Here is a 15,482-nt window from a genome sequence, read left to right as displayed (position 1 = left end):
ACCTCACCCGCATTTGCTGAAGCCGCATTGTTGGCAGGTGAGGCAACCTTCCATCATGATCGCCGCGTCCTCTCCGCAGTTCGGACAGGTCTCTCCCGCTGCAGCGGCAGCGGGCGCAGCGACCGGGCCTTGCGCATGCTCGCGCAGGATGCGCCCGATCAGCGCGATCAGGCTCGGCGCGTAGCGGCCTTTGGTATCGTTCTCCAGCGCCACGAAAGCCCCGCCCTTGGCCGAATGGACCCGCTCCAGCTCCTCGAAGATGAACACCGCATCGCCCCTGCGGCAGACCGCCGAGAGCGTGCGCGTCAAGGCCGCCATCGTCTCGAAGTTCTCAGCCGAGCTGGTATTGATGAATATCTCGAAGGGAATACGGCGGCCGTCCGGCGCGAGATAGTCGTTGATGGTGAGGTAGTAGTTCTCCCCGTCCACCGGCCATTTGATCTTGATCGTGCGGCCCTGCAGCGTCTCCGGCCGCTTCGGCACCGGAGCCTCGGCCGGGAAGGACGGCGCCTCCGCCTGCTTCGGCTTTTCCGCGACCGGCTCCGACAGCACCGAACCGCGCACGCCACTGGGACGATAGGTGGTGCAGCCCTTCATGCCCTTTTCCCAGGCCGAGAGGTAGACAGCCCGGAATGCTTCGTAAGACATGTCCGCCGGGCAATTGATGGTCTTCGAGATCGCCGCATCCACCCATTTCTGCGCGGCGGCGGCCACGGCGATATGGTCCTCCACCGATAGCTCCAGCGCCGTCACCATGTAGGGCGGCAGCGGCGCGGCGGCATCGAAACCGGGCAGGCGGCTGTAGAGATACCAGCCATAGTCCTCGACCATGAAGCTCTCGGTGCGCTGCTCGGTCGCGGTCTGCTCGACGACGACGGCGCGGTTGTAGCGCCAGGAAAAGCTCGGCTCGATGCCCGAACTGACATTCCCGTAGAAGATGCTGGTGGTGCCGGTCGGCGCGATGGTGAGCAACACGCCGTTGCGGATGCCGTGCTTCGCCACGTCCTTGCGGATGTCGGCAGGTAACTTGTCCAGCATCGGCGCGCGGGCGAACTTGTCCTTGTCATAGGCCGGGAACGGTCCGCGCTCTTTCGCGAGATCGATCGAGCCCCGATAGGCCTCCGCCGCCATGGCCGCGCAGATTTCCTCGACCATCGGCACGCTCTCGGCGCCGTAGCGCAGGCCGAGCTGCTGGAGCAGGTTGCCCAGCCCGGTGAAGCCCAGCCCGACGCGGCGCTTGGCCTGGGCTTCCAGCCGCTGGTCCTCGGTGGGGAAAGGTGAAGTTTCCAGCACGTTGTCGAGGAAGCGCACACCGATCCGCACCGTCGCGGCCAATCGATCCCAGTCGACCCGCGCCTCGCTGGTAAAAGGATCGAGCACCATGTTGGCGAGATTGACGTGACCGAGATCGCAATCGCCGTTGGGCGGCAGGGGCTGCTCGCCGCAGGGGTTGGTCGCGGAAATCGTCTCACAATAGGAAAGGTTGTTGAGCCGGTTCACCCGGTCCACGAAGACGACGCCGGGTTCCGCATATTCGTAAGTCGTGCGGGTGATGAGATCGAACAGTTCCGCCGCGCGCATGCGGCGATAGACGTACCAGGGCTTGCCGTCGCGCTCGGTTACGGCGACATGGCTGCCGTCGGCGCGCGGGATCGGGAAGCCCAGGTCCCAGTCGCCGTCGGCCTCCAGCGCGGCCATGAAATCGTCGGTGATCGCCACCGAGACGTTGAAGTTCTTGAGCACGTCCTTGCGCGTCTTCGCCTCGATGAAGGCGATCACGTCCGGGTGCCAGACCGGCAGCATCGCCATCATCGCCCCGCGCCGCGAGCCGCTGCTGCGGATCGTCACGCACATGCCGTCCCACATGACCATGAAGGGGATCACGCCCGAAGAGACCGAAGCGGTGCGCGCCACCAGGGCGCCGTCCGGGCGGATCGTGCCGAAATCCATGCCGATGCCGCCGCCCTGCTGCTGGGTGAAGGCAGCGACTTTCAGCGCATCCATGATGCCGACGCCCGGCAGGTCCGGTTCGGTATCCATGGAATCCTGGATCGTCGGACTGACGAAGCAGTTTATCCAGGTGACGCGCTTGCCGGTGCCCGCGCCTGCGAAGATGCGCCCGCCGGGCACCCAGTCACGCGCCTCCAGCGCCGCCAGCGCCTGTGCGGCATGGGCCGGATCGTCCTTGGCATAGACCCCCGCGACGACGCGGCGGAACGTGTCCGAAGGGCTCTGCTCGTCGGCGTGGCGATACTTCTCCTTCCAGACGTGGAGGGTAACGGGCTGGTCGAGCGGGCCGGACGAAGTCGGGGCGGACATGTTGGTTCCTTGTAGAAAGCGGATGGACGGCGGGCGCGCGCCTGCCCGAGGACCATCACCGGTGTAACGGCCTCCAGGCGCATTTGGTTGTCGGTGAGCGATGGCCGCTTCAGGGCGGAGCGATAGTCACGACCGGGGAATGGGTGTGCGTCGAACTGCGCAACCTAAACCCCGTCGCCCCCGCGAAGGCGGGGCCCCGCTTCCTTTGGCGAGGCCGCGGGCAAGAAGCGGGGTCCCCGCCTGCCCTTTGGGCAGTTCATCCTGAGCGGCCGGCCTGCCGGCCAGCCGAAGGGCGGGGACGACGGGGAAGGAACTGCAAAACTCAAGCGCGAAACCCACCGCGGCCTGCGTCCGGCCGCCCTGAAGGCGTGAATCATCAGGGCGCGAAGCGGCGCCTGGGCAGCGATCATGGCGGTATCTCCATCGCGCCCAACCCTTTGGGCAGCGATGGAGATCAGGATACCGATCGGTTTTTCAAATACAACCCGGCACCGAAATTTTCATGGTGGAGGAAGGCTGCTCAGCGCTCCAGCAAGGGCGGAAGCGCAAGCCGCACGAGGTCTCCGGCACGCGGCTCTGCCACGAACGTCAGGGCCGGAGCGAAGGCGATCTCGAACAACAGCGCCCCCAGCGTCTCGGCCTCGGCAGTGCAGTGCGGGAAGCGGCCCAGAAGGTATATCCCAAGCCTCTGCCATTGCGACCGGACGATCGCTTCCTGGCGGCGCAGCGAGTCCTTCCCCTGCGCCACGCGGGCATGTTCCAGGATCGTCAGCGACCAGCCGCCGAACTGCGACCGCTCATCCGCCCATTCTGCTAGGATATCCACGATATCTGCGGATTCCGATACCTTCTCCAGACGCCCCAACAGGCCCTGAAGGTTCTCTTCGTTCTCCGATTCCAGCACGGCGAGGAAGATCGCCTCCTTGCCGTCGAAGTTCGAATAGACCGCCCCCTTGCTATAGCCCGCCGCCTCGGCGATGCGATCCAGCGAGGTCACGGCATAGCCGTCGCGGCGAAACAGTTCGCGCGCGGATTCCAACAGCCGCAGGCGCGTCAGCGCCTGGGTTTCGCTTCGCGTCAAGCGCGTCATATGCCCACTTCTCCTGTCGGCCCGCCTCTTCCGGGCGGCCTTTTCCTGGTCTTGCCGACAGGGCGCCCGCAAGGCGCCATGTCGGATACTCATTGGAATTTCGTATTCCCGTTTCCGCCCGCTGGAAACGGGTTTCGGGTCAGCTTTCGAACTTCTCGGTCGTATCCGCCGCACCCTTGACCCAATAGCCGCTGGCCTTGAGCCATTGCGGCACATGGCCAAGGTCTTCCAGCACGTAAGTCCGCAAGGTCCGCGTCACGCCGCCCTCGGCGGCAATGAAGATGAAACCGTCGCCCGGCGGCGGCACGAAAGTACGCAAAGCCTCCAGCAGCGGCGCGGCATCCGCTGCCTGTCCGGCGGGACGATGGACCCAGATCGCCTCATGCCGCGCCTCGGTCTCGAAAGACTGTTCCTCCGCTGCCCCGGTCACGGCCACGATGCTCGTGACCGGAGTGCCCGGCGCGAATTCCTCGATCCGGCGGCCGATCGCGGGGAGCGCGGTCTCGTCGCCGACCAGCAGCCACCAGTCGAAGTCCTGCGGCACCACCAGCGAGCCGCGCGGCCCGCCTATCCGCGCCTCGTCACCGACTTTCGCACCGACGGCCCAAGCCGTAACCGGCCCGGCCTCGTGAATAGCGAAATCGATGGTCAGTTCGTTCCGCTCGGCATCGTAGCGACGCGGCGTATAGTCGCGCATCGCCATGCCGCCCGCCTCCCCTTCCGGTACGAAGACCTTGATGTGATCGTCGGGCGCGAGGCTGGTGAAACCGGCGAGTTCCTCGCCCGCCAGGGTAAGACGCAGCATGTTCGGCGTGACATGCTCGGTCCGGCTGACCGCCAGCGTGCGGCGGTGCAGTTCGTGGCGAATGCGGTTGATCTGATGCTTCAATGGGCTCTCCTGCGAGCGGGCTGGGCCTTCCCTTCTATTCAGATACTCACGGGTATCCGCATCTGCAAGAGCGCACAGCAATAAAATCTTACGACAGCCCACTCTTTCGCCCATCATTGCTATGAGGTTTTCTTATAGAATATTGTCCAATTCACTCAGTCATTTGCATAGATTTCGAGATCGAACGCCGCAGCCCGAAAGCGGCAAGTCCCGGCGGAAATCGGCTTCCAACGGATCGGTTTCAGGAATTTCCGGATGGGTTGGAAATACAGGCCATACCCCTCAAAAATCCCGCAATATGGTTTTACATTCCAAATATATAGAAGAAGTTGGCCCCGGAAAAACAATAATTTGTCGGACTAATAGAGGCATCCGCTATCCATTCTCCACTGATTCAGTTGAGAACAGGGGTGCGATAGATGACGAAGAACCGGCGATCGAAACGACTAGCATGGCATGCGGCAGCCACCACGATCCTGGCGGGGAATTGGGCCTTTGCCGCCGGGGCCGAGGAAGCGCCGCCACCCGAGGACCCGCAGATCGTCGTGGTCGGCACCCGCGCCAGCCTTGAATCGGCGATCGCCCGCAAGCGCAGTGCGGATACCGTGGCGGATTCGATCGTGGCGGAAGACGTCTCCCAATTCCCGGACAAGAACATCGGCGAGGCGCTTCAGCGTATCACCGGCGTCCAGTTGCAGCGGGAATTCGGCGAAGGCGTCGCCGTCTCCATCCGCGGCGTCGAGCCGGACCTCAACCGCGTGGAGATCAACGGCGTCTCCCTGCTCGGCAACAGCGGGAGCGGCGAGCGCGGGGCAGACTTCCGCGAACTCGCCTCGGAACTGGTGAAATCGATCGACGTCTTCAAGGGCTATACCGCCGACATGACCGAAGGCGGCATCGGCGGGACGGTATCGATCAAGACCCGCAAGCCGCTGGAACTCCAGAAGCCGCTGCTTTCGGCCATGCTCTCGGGCCAGGTGCTGGACGGCGCCGACAAGACGGTAAGGCCCCGCGCCAACCTGACGGCGGGCCGCAAGTTCCTGAACGGCCGCCTGGGCGTGCTGTTCAACGTCACCTACGACCACAACCTCACGCGCGGCGACTTCATCCGCAATACCGAGTGGGTACGCCTGGCTGATTTCAACGGCGACGACCGGGTGGTCGTACCCAATCCGAACTTCAGCGACATCACTTCGCTGGCCGGTTGCCGCCGCGTCCCGCAGGGTCCGGACTTGCGCGCGGCTTGCCAGCGGCAGTTCTACGACAACACGCCGCGCATTCCCCGCTACGGCATCTGGACGCGCGACGACAAGCGCATCTCGGCCATGGGAACCCTGCAATACCAGTTCACCGACAATCTCAACGCCTGGGTCGAAGGACAATACAACCGCCGCCGCAACCGGATGATCGATTACAACTATGCGATCAACCTGGCCGCGGCCACGCGCTTCGCCACCGGCACGGTGGTCACGGACGAGAACAACAACGCGGTCGAGCTGATCACGGCCCCTACCGCCCCCACCGACACCACTGGCGCGGGATCGATCTTCAGCTCCACCAAGCGCGACTTCATCTACAACCAGCGCTCGCGCTATCTCTCGGGCGGTTTCGACTGGGAGGTCGACCGGCTGCACCTGACCGGCTTGGCCGTCTCCTCGAAAGCCACGGTGAAGAGCGACAGCAAGACGATCAGCCTCAGCGCCTCGATTCCCTCGATCAGCATCGTGCTCGATCCCGATACCGGCATTCCCCGCTTCACGTTCCCGGAGGGTTACGATCCCGCCGACGTCTCTACTTACACGAGCGGCATCCGCCCCGTCGGCCCGTCGCTGGAGTATCGCCCCGACGAAGTGACCACGAAGGAAACCCAGTTCAAGCTGGACGCCGATTACGATCTGGACAGCCCTGTGCTGCGCAGTCTTGAGGCGGGTGTCCAATACCGCAAGTCGGGATCGCTACGCTATCGCGGCGGCGGGCGCGTCGAGCCTGACGGAACCACCGTGCCGACCGCCAATGTCGATTATGACGTCGCGATCCGGTCGAACGGTGCGACCGCGCTGGTCTGGACTCCGGAAAAGCTCGCGCAGTTCATCGCCGATTCCTCGGAACAGACCCCGGGCACCTTCTTCAACGGCGGCGGCATCGACACAACCGGCCTGCCGCAATCCTGGCTCGCGCCGAATTTCGATGCCGTGGCCGACTATTTCGATCTGTCCGGTTTCAATCGCGACTGCATCCGGACCTGCAACGGTCTGGCGCAGATCCCCGATCACGACTTGTCCGAGACGATCGCCGCGACGTACCTCAAGGCCAATCTGGAAGGCGAACTGCTGGGCCTCTCGCTTTCCGGCAATGTCGGCGTGCGCTATGTCGCCACCCGCACCCATGTGACCGGCTCCAACGTCCGGCGCGAGCGGGTGACCGATCCGGTCAGCGGCACCAATAGCATCGTGATCGTCGGCACCCAGTCGGTAACGCTGAACAACCGTTACGACGACATCCTGCCCAGCGCCAACCTGGCGGTGGATTTCGGCCGCAACGTGACCCTGCGCCTCGGCTATGCGAAAGTCATGGCCCGTCCGAAGCCGACCGACCTCGTTCCCAATGCCAACTGCATCTACGACCTCACCCTGGATGCCGAGGAAGGAACGCTCGACACTTGCGCGGCGGGCAATCCCGACCTCAAGCCCTACCGCGCCAACCAGTTCGACGTGAACCTGGCCTGGTACGCCAACCGCGACACGCTGTTCAACGCCTCGTTCTTCTACAAGGACGTGAAGAGCTTCATCCTCGGCCGCACGCTGCGTACCGGGGTGGACCTGTTCAAGGACGGAATCCTCTACGACGTGACCCAGCCGATCAACGGCGGCGGCGCCAAAATCCGCGGCGTTGAGCTTTCCGCGCAGACGGCTTTCACTTTCCTGCCCTCCCCGCTCGACGGGTTCGGCGCCATCGTGAACTATACCTACAGCACCGCGCAGGACGTCGGTCTCTACAACGAACTCGACGGCTCGGAACTGGACTTCCCCGGACTTTCCAAGCACAGCTACAACCTGATCGCCTATTACGACAAATACGGCATCAACGCGCGACTGGCCTATAACGGCAGGAGCAAGTACCTGCTGACAGCCGCCGAACGCTCGGGCAATCCGGTGTACCGGGACGGTACCGGCTATCTGGACGCCCGCGTCTCCTACCGGATTCCGCGAACCGGGGTCTCGGTATTCGTGGAAGCCAAGAACCTTACCGGCGAAACGGAACGTGCGACCGCTGGCGACATGCGCCTCACGGAAATCAGCTATCCGGGCAAGCGCTACCTCGCCGGCGCGACGATGCAGCTTTAGAGCATTTTACAACTTCAGACCCCGTTCGGGAATGCCCCTCACGAGGGGGCATTTCCGGCACGGAAACCGCTCTAGGACACGCCCGGAAAGATCGCGCATATCGCCATGCCCAGCAGCAGGACGACAACAGCCAGCGACAGCGCCAGTCCCATTCCCGCGAGTGCAAGCGCTCCCGCAAACACGCCCGCCACGAACGCACCCCAGGACAGGAAATTCGACAGAACCTGAAGCGGCCGGACCTTGCCCTGCAGGCAATGCACGAGCGAGGCCCCGAACGCGAAGAGCACCCCGGTGATGAAGCCCTTGCCGACATCGGCTCCCGCAATGGCCTGATGCTGGGTATTCTGCATACCCATGGCGACCGCGACAAGTGCCAGCCCGATCCGACCGTGCCCGGACAGAACGAGACCGATCGCAACCAGAAACACCGCAATCTCGCCCACGAATACCGCCACGAGCGCAAATTTCGTGCTGGTCTCGGCCAGCAAGGTGCCGAGGGCGCTTCCCAGTACGAAGGAAGCTATGATTGCAAGTATCAGCGCCACGGGGCGGCCTTCCGCCAGTGCCATGCCGAGCTGGGTGGAATTGCCGCTCATGAACGACACGTAGAGATGGCCAAGCTGAACATAGCCCACCGCATCGAGATAGCCGGCGATCCACGTCATCAGCAAGGCGAAACCCAGCCGATGACGCGGAGCGGTTCGCGCCGGGACGTTCATCCCCCCACCTGAATCCTGCTCCGCGGATTGAGGTTTCCGATATGACCGCTTTCGGTCCCCGCGGCAGGATCGATCATGCAGTTGATGAGCGCAGGCCTGCCCGACGCTATCGCCGCTTTCAGCGCCTGCTTCAGCGCCTCGGGCTCGTCCACATGGTAGCCGATCCCGCCGAAAGCCTCGATCATCTTCTCGTAACCGGCCCGCAGCAGGACGGTGGGAGCTGGGTCCGATCCGCCCGAAAGGTTGGTGCCGTCGCCGCGATAGATGCCGCCGTTGTTGAAGATCACGGTGGTCACCGGCAGATCGTAACGGCAGATCGTCTCCAGCTCCATTCCGCTGAAGCCGAAGGCGCTGTCCCCCTCGATGGCTATGACCGGCTTGCCCGTGGTAACCGCCGCACCGATGGCATAGCCCATCCCGATTCCCATCACCCCCCAGGTTCCGGTATCGAGCCGGTGGCGCGGGACCTTCATGTCGATGACGTTGCGGCAGATATCGAGCGTATTCGCGCCCTCGTTGACGAGATAGTGCTCAGGCGCGTCATCGAGTACGGCCTTGATCGCACCAAGCGCACCGTAGAACTCCATGGGCTGCGGACTGGCGGCAAGCCGGGCCGCCATGTGCTCGCCGTTGTGCCGCTTCTTTGCCTCCAGCGCAGTGATCCATTCGGGACTGGGCGCGATTTCCCGCGAATCCAGCCCCTCAAGCAGAGCGGCGACCGAGGAGCCGATGTCGCCTATCACAGGCGCGGCAATAGCCCGGTTGCTGTCAGCCTCGGTGGGTGCAATGTCGAGCTGGATGAACCTCGCCGCCGCCGACCATTGCGGACTTCGGCCGTGGCCCAGCAGCCAGTTGAGCCGGGCGCCCACCAGTACCACCACATCGGCCTCTGCCAGCGCCAGCGACCGAGCAGCGGCGGCCGACAGCGGGTGATCGTCCGGCAGCAGTCCCTTGGCCATCGACATCGGCAGGAAGGGAATGCCGGTCCGTTCTACCAGGCTGCGGATATCGGCATCGGCCTGCGCATAGGCGGCGCCCTTGCCCAGCAAGATCAGCGGCTTCTTCGCAGTGACCAGAAGATCCAGCGCCCGCTCGACGGCCTCGGGTGCAGGCAACTGACGCGGCGCGGCGTCCACCACCTCGATCAGCGACGCAGCCCCTTCGGCCGCGTCCATCGTCGCTGCGAGGACTTCTGCGGTCAGGTCCAGGTAGACCCCGCCCGGACGACCGGAAACGGCAGCCCGGATCGCGCGGGCAAGACCGATGCCGATATCCTCCGGCCGGTTCACCCGGAAGGCGGCCTTGGCATAAGGCTTGGCCGCGTTCATCTGGTCGAGTTCCTCATAATCGCCCTGCTGCAGATCGACGATCGCGCGGTTGCTGGAACCGCTGATCTGGATCATCGGAAACCCGTTCACCGTCGCATTGGCCAGCGCGACCAGGCCGTTGAGGAAGCCCGGAGCGGATACGGTAAGGCAGATGCCGGGCTTCCGGGTGAGATAGCCGGAAATCGCCGCGGCATTGCCCGCCGAAGCCTCATGGCGAAAGCCGATGTAACGAATCCCCGCACCCTGCGCGATACGCGCCAGATCGGTCACGGGAATTCCGGCGACACCGAAGATGCTGTCTATGCCGTTGAGCCGGAGGGCATCGACGATGAGATGAAAACCGTTGGTCAGCGAAACGGAATCGGTCGGGGTCGCCATGGAGGTCAACCTTTCGTGCAAGGACGCGGGAAACGGCGACGACTTCAGACCACGCCCGAAGCGTGCAGCGCCGCGATCTCGGCGGGCGTATAGCCAAGCTCGGCCAGAACCTCGTCCGAATGCTCGCCCAGCAACGGCGCGCCCTTGATATCCGGCGCGAAGGACGAAAACTTGATCGGGCTGCCCACGGTCAGGTACTTTCCGCGCTTCTCCTCCTCGACTTCGACGATCGATCCGCTGGCCCGCAGCGCCGGATCGTAGGCGATCTCCTTCATCGACAGCACCGGCGCGCAGGGCACCTCGAACTTCGACAGGATCGCCACGGCCTCGAACTTGGTCTTGTCGGCAAGCCAGACCTCGACCTCCCGGAAGATGTCGAAAAGATGGGCCTGCCGGGCCTTTGCGGTGGCATAGGCCGGATCGCCCTGCCACTCCGGATGGCCGACCGCTTCGCAGGTTCGCGCCCAGTTCTGCTCCTGGATGGTGAAATAGATATAGGCGTTGGGATCGCTCTCCCAGCCCTTGCACTTCAATATCCATCCCGGTTGGCCGCCGCCGCCCGCATTGCCGCCGCGCGGCACGGCATCGCCGAAAGGCGTATTCGGATACTGCGGATATTCCTCCAGGTAGCCGACCCGCTCCAGCCGCTCCTGGTCGCGCAGCTTGACCCGGCACAGATTGAGCACGGCATCCTGCATCGATACCGCCACCTTCTGCCCCTTCCCGGTCTTTTCCCGGTGCAGCAGCGCGGTCAGGATGCCGATCAGCAGGTGCATGCCGGAATTGCTGTCGCCCAGCGCCGCAGCGCTCACTGTCGGCGGGCCGTCCCAGAAGCCAGTCGTCGAAGCAGCGCCGCCAGCACACTGCGCGACGTTCTCGTAGACCTTGAGGTCCGCGTAAGGCGATTCCTCGCTAAAGCCCTTGATGGAACCGAACACGAGGCGAGGATTGAGTTCCTGGATACGCTCCCAGCTGAAGCCCATGCGGTCGAGCGCGCCCGGCGCGAAGTTCTCGACCATCACGTCCGCACCGCGGATCAGCTGTTCGAGGATGCGCTTGCCGTCCTCGGTCTTGGTGTCCAGTTCCAGAGACCGCTTGTTGCTGTTGAGCATCGTGAAATAGAGGGCATCGAGATCGGGAATGTCACGCAATTGCGACCGGGTAATATCGCCCTTTCCGGGGCGCTCGACCTTCAGGACGCTGGCGCCGTACCACGCCATCATCTGCGTACAGGCGGGACCTGCCTGAACTCCGGTAAAATCGACGACTTTTACACCTTCCAGCGGCAATACCATGATGATGCTCCAATTCCTGGAGACAAGAGGTGGTCGCCCCGCAAAGCGATTCAATAACACCAAGGTCTGTATGAACTTATACCGGGAAGCAGGATGCCCCTGCAGATCCGGCGATCTCCGTACTGCCTGGCAATAGAAAGTGCCTCATGGCGCCCGACACGGTCAGGCGTCGCCTGCGATCCGGTGACTGCCTCCATTCCGGACCAAGAATGCAAACGCCCGCACAATCGGCGCCTTTCCCTCGCCTTGACGATCGAAACACCCCTCCGTCCGAAAGCGGAACCTCGGCATCCGGATAGTTACCGCGCTTTCGGATCAATCAAGGCACGCGGTTCACCGAACACCTCCTGTAAGCCTTACTCACTTTTCCTAAGTCGAATCCCAAGGTTCGAATTGGACGATTAAGTAATGCCTCAATCCGCAAAGCGAACCGACCGGATGATACTGCGCGTAATGTTTCCAGGGCGCTTACCGGCGTTCAAGGCGTCGTCGAAGCGCAGGCTGTTCGAAACCATCGCGGCCTGGGGCGTCACGCTCTGCCCCGGAACCGTGCTTGCACAAGTTGGTGAGGGGACATCCATCGTCATCGCACCTCAGTTGAACCGTTCGGACGTTGCCGGAGCCCGGCTCGAACCGGACTATCAGCAACCGCCCATCCGGATTGGGTCGTTCGCCCTGCAACCCGCCCTTTCCATCGCCGGTGGATTTTCAGGCAATGTCTTCAACCGGAAAGAAGGCGTTTCGGACATCATGGTGCTCATCTCGCCAGCACTTCGCGTGAATGTCGAAACCCCGCCCTATGCGCTGAATCTCTCGGCCAGCGGCACCGCCCGCCGGTTCGCGAAATTCAAGGGCGAGAACAGCGAAGAGTTCGAAACCGCCGCAGAAGCGCGCCTGAATCCGGCAGCCGAAACAACCTTCACCGCCAAGGCCGACTATGCGCACCTGATCGAACCTCGCAGCAGTGCAGGAACGATCGCCGATGCATCGGAACCCGTGAGCTATCGCCGGATCGAAAGCAGCCTCGCGCTGGACTGGGCATTCGGCAAGTTCAGGCTGGTCCCGTCAGCCGGCTATCAGCAGCTTCATTACAATCCGCTCGCCCGAGAAAGCGGGCCGGATGTGGATCAGTCCTTCCGCGACACCCGCACCATCCGCGCAGAAGTGCAGCTGAACTACGATTTCACCGGCTTGGTTTCCAGCTTCATCAGCGCCACCGTGTCCGACAGCGATTCAACCGCCGGGCCTGACGATTTGCGGCGAAATTCGCGAAGTACCTCGGCCGTTGTCGGCCTCAAAGGCAGTGTCACACCCCTTCTATCGGCGCAGATCGGCATCGGCTACCAACGACGCGATTACACGTTGCAGATCTATCGCGATTTTGCGGGGATCACGTTTCTCGCAGATGTCCAGTGGTACGTCACGCCGCTGACGACGTTGCGCATCCAGGCCAACCGGACCTTCCAGAACAGCGGTGAACGGGAAGTCGCAGGCATCCTGAACGATACACTCATTGCCTCTGCCTATTTCGATCCCTTACGCAATCTGCGCCTGAGTCTCAGCGCGACGAGCGAAAGAGGGGCCTATCGCGATGTCGATACCCGAACTGCACGCCGAACGCTGCGCCTCGGCGGCCAGTACCGGCTGAACCCGATGCTATCCCTCGGCGGCTATGTTTCCGTCGTCGATCAGGACGTCGAAGGTACGCCTCTCGTCAGTGGCTTCAAGTCCATTTCCGCCGGCATCGGTGTCACCATCACCCCTTGATGCGGGGGTTGAATGTCCAGTTCGACTGCAAGGAGTGCCTCGCTTGAATCTTCCCGCGCTCTACGAATCTCCCGACGGTGTACCCCAGCTCATGACCGAAGCTGCCGCCGAATATCGGTTGTCGGAGGATCAAATCACGGTCAAATACCTTTTCGCCATGCTGCGGCGGCGCAGGGAAGCCTTTTTCCTGACCCTGGCCATCTGCGTTATCGTCGCGCTTCTCTGGACGACTGCTCTGCCGCGGACTTACCTGGCAACCGCCGATGTCGTCATGATAACCAAGCCGACCAAAGTCGTTCCCCACGAAGACGATAACGCCCCCACGGCCCCGGTTCGTTCGGAAGAAGTCGAAACGCAGATACAACTGATAACCTCACGCAAGATGGCGGAGCAGGTTCTGGATTCCATCGACCTTCTCCAGGATCGCAACTTCATCCTGGACGTGGCCTACCCACGGTCATTCCTGGACAATCTGCTCGTTTCGATTGGCTTCGACCGAAATGCCGGCAAGACTTTCGAAAACCTGCAACCGGACGCCTTGCGAAACAGGGCCGTGACGTATCTGCTCAGGCATCTCAACGTTACCCGCATCGGCGATTCCTACACATTGCGGCTTTCATTTTCGGATTCGAATGCCGAAAGGGCAGCACTGGTCACCAATAGCTTCGCCCGTTTCTATACGACGGATGACGCGCGCGAGACGGAAAAGGCCCACACTACAGCCGCTCGGGTGCTGAAGGGACGGGTTGACGAGTTGCGACGCTCGGCCAATGACGACTTTGCCGCCGTACAGGCTTATCGCATCCGCAACGGACTGCTCAGTTCCGCCGCGACAGGTCTGACCGAACAGGAAATTTCAACTTATAATCAGCAAGTTGCTCAAGCACGCGCAGAATCGGCGCGCGATACCGCAGCCCTTGCTAGCGCGCAGCGACAACTTCGGTCCGGTGGAGCGAACAATGTGGGCGAAGCGGCCACGTCGCCGGTCGTGACGGCCCTGCGAACCCAGCGGGCCCAGCTGATCGTCAAGGAACGGGATTTTTCGGAGCGCTATTTCGACAGCAACGACGACCTGATAACCGTGCGCCAGCAGATCGCCGATATCGACAGGCAGATTGCGGCCGAAGTCGCCCGTTCGATCAAATTGCTGGAAACCACCGCAGACACGTCGTCCCAACGGCTTGCCTCGCTGCTATCCAGTCGCAACGGCGCTCAATCGCAGTTGAGCACCGATAACAATGCGCTCGTCGTTCTGGCCGATCTCGAGAAGCGCGCAGAAGCGACGCAAGGCCTCTATCAATCCTACCTTGAACGCTACAATTCGATCATCGCCGGATCGGGATCGGAGCAGCCCACCGCAAGGCTGGTTTCCCCTGCCAATATCCCAACATTGCCGATTTCACCAAACTTGTCCTTGAATTTGGCTATCGGCTTTACCGTCGGAATACTGATGGGGGCGATCGTCGCCGTCGCGTCGGAATTATCCTATCGAGGCTTCACGACGCTCGACGACATCGAAAGCCGGCTGGGCTTTCGCGCGCTCGGCTTCATCCCCGCGCATCGCACCGTTGAGCCCTATTCGGCAACGCCGCTCGAAACGGTGCGCGAGCACTCGAACGGAGCATTTTCCGAATCCATACGCAATGTGATCGTCTCGATCCGTCAATCCGGCAACCGCCAAGGCAAAGTGATCGCAACGACATCGGCACTTCCCGGCGAAGGCAAATCGACCATCGCATCCTGTCGGGCCCGCTCGCTGGCCTTGGCAAACGAATACGTCATCGTCGTCGATTGCGACGTGATACGTGCCCAGTTGAGCAAGCAGTTCGGATTTCGCGATGAAGATCCCGGCCTCTACGAGGCGCTTCATTCCGAAAACTGGCAAATCACCCACTATCCCGATCCTGGATCGCCGTTGCGCATCCTCCCCATAACCCGCCCCTTTCCCAAAGGAGAACGCCTGACTGAAAAAGGCCGCCTCCACCGAGTAATCGCCAAGCTCAAGGAAGAATTTGACGTTATCGTTCTCGATTGCCCCCCCGTTCTGCCGATTGCGGAAGCGCGGGAAATCATCGCCCAGGCAGACAATATAATTTTTGCCGTGCACTGGCGCAAAACGATCGAGCGCATTGCGAAAGCCGCGATCAGGCAAATACCGGCACGGGAAACCAAGCGGCTTGGGATCGTTCTGAACAAAGTCGACATGAAGAAACAAAGTCGCTTTGGCGGAAACGATATTTCAAGTTTCTACAGAAGCTATCGCGGATATTACTCATGATCCACGCAATGCCCTCCATCGTCGAGATTTCGACGATTAAATCCACGCGCATTCATGCCGGACAAAAATATTCAT

The 15,482-nt window shown here is 62.3% G+C and carries 9 protein-coding genes; 3 read left to right on the top strand and 6 right to left on the bottom strand.

Features of this window, described 5'->3' with window-relative positions; translation table 11 throughout:
- Positions 1-3: 3 nt before the first annotated feature.
- The 3 genes from ACZ1II_RS03945 to ACZ1II_RS03935 form a co-directional block, all read right to left on the bottom strand.
- Positions 4-2,319, bottom strand: a complete 2,316-nt coding sequence (locus ACZ1II_RS03945) for an adenosylcobalamin-dependent ribonucleoside-diphosphate reductase (RefSeq protein ID WP_465144497.1) — start codon at positions 2,317-2,319, stop codon at positions 4-6.
- A 520-nt stretch (positions 2,320-2,839) separates the two neighbouring features.
- A complete protein-coding gene (locus tag ACZ1II_RS03940; RefSeq protein WP_465144496.1) occupies positions 2,840-3,409 on the bottom strand; it encodes a TetR/AcrR family transcriptional regulator in 570 nt (189 codons plus the stop codon).
- 139 nt (positions 3,410-3,548) lie between these two features.
- Positions 3,549-4,298: a siderophore-interacting protein gene (locus ACZ1II_RS03935; RefSeq protein ID WP_465144495.1), complete on the bottom strand. Its 750-nt coding sequence runs from the start codon at positions 4,296-4,298 to the stop codon at positions 3,549-3,551.
- A gap of 419 nt (positions 4,299-4,717) precedes the next feature.
- Here ACZ1II_RS03935 and ACZ1II_RS03930 point away from each other — a divergent pair, with 419 nt between their 5' ends.
- The gene (locus ACZ1II_RS03930) at positions 4,718-7,642 is read left to right on the top strand and encodes a TonB-dependent receptor (RefSeq protein ID WP_465144494.1); all 2,925 of its coding nucleotides are present in this window, start codon (positions 4,718-4,720) and stop codon (positions 7,640-7,642) included.
- A gap of 71 nt (positions 7,643-7,713) precedes the next feature.
- On the opposite strand, the gene ACZ1II_RS03925 is transcribed toward ACZ1II_RS03930, so the two are convergent.
- From ACZ1II_RS03925 to frc, 3 genes are read right to left on the bottom strand one after another with little or no spacing between them, the layout of a single operon-like run.
- Positions 7,714-8,307, bottom strand: coding sequence for a YoaK family protein (locus ACZ1II_RS03925; protein ID WP_465144493.1), 594 nt, complete (start codon positions 8,305-8,307; stop codon positions 7,714-7,716).
- Positions 8,308-8,357: 50 nt separating this feature from the next.
- Positions 8,358-10,067 (bottom strand): oxalyl-CoA decarboxylase, encoded by a 1,710-nt coding sequence (gene oxc / locus ACZ1II_RS03920; protein WP_465144492.1) that lies wholly within the window; start codon positions 10,065-10,067, stop codon positions 8,358-8,360.
- A 44-nt stretch (positions 10,068-10,111) separates the two neighbouring features.
- Positions 10,112-11,362, bottom strand: coding sequence for a formyl-CoA transferase (frc, locus tag ACZ1II_RS03915; protein WP_465144491.1), 1,251 nt, complete (start codon positions 11,360-11,362; stop codon positions 10,112-10,114).
- Between the two features lie 438 nt (positions 11,363-11,800).
- Between frc and ACZ1II_RS03910 the strand changes: the two genes are divergently transcribed.
- The gene (locus tag ACZ1II_RS03910) at positions 11,801-13,129 is read left to right on the top strand and encodes an outer membrane beta-barrel protein (protein WP_465144490.1); all 1,329 of its coding nucleotides are present in this window, start codon (positions 11,801-11,803) and stop codon (positions 13,127-13,129) included.
- 43 nt (positions 13,130-13,172) lie between these two features.
- A complete protein-coding gene (locus ACZ1II_RS03905) occupies positions 13,173-15,407 on the top strand; it encodes a GumC family protein (RefSeq protein ID WP_465144489.1) in 2,235 nt (744 codons plus the stop codon).
- Positions 15,408-15,482 lie beyond the last annotated feature (75 nt).

This window comes from Novosphingobium sp. BL-S-20 (assembly GCF_055521635.1).
This window is presented reverse-complemented; position numbering and strand designations above follow the sequence as displayed.

Excerpts from the sequence above, each read along its gene's own strand:
- frc (WP_465144491.1), bottom strand. The coding sequence starts at position 11,362 with ATGGTATTGCCGCTGGAAGGTGTAAAAGTCGTCGATTTTACCGGAGTT.
- ACZ1II_RS03910 (WP_465144490.1), top strand. The coding sequence starts at position 11,801 with ATGATACTGCGCGTAATGTTTCCAGGGCGCTTACCGGCGTTCAAGGCG.
- oxc (WP_465144492.1), bottom strand. The coding sequence starts at position 10,067 with ATGGCGACCCCGACCGATTCCGTTTCGCTGACCAACGGTTTTCATCTC.
- ACZ1II_RS03925 (WP_465144493.1), bottom strand. The coding sequence starts at position 8,307 with ATGACGTGGATCGCCGGCTATCTCGATGCGGTGGGCTATGTTCAGCTT.
- ACZ1II_RS03930 (WP_465144494.1), top strand. The coding sequence starts at position 4,718 with ATGACGAAGAACCGGCGATCGAAACGACTAGCATGGCATGCGGCAGCC.
- ACZ1II_RS03945 (WP_465144497.1), bottom strand. The coding sequence starts at position 2,319 with ATGTCCGCCCCGACTTCGTCCGGCCCGCTCGACCAGCCCGTTACCCTC.
- ACZ1II_RS03940 (WP_465144496.1), bottom strand. The coding sequence starts at position 3,409 with ATGACGCGCTTGACGCGAAGCGAAACCCAGGCGCTGACGCGCCTGCGG.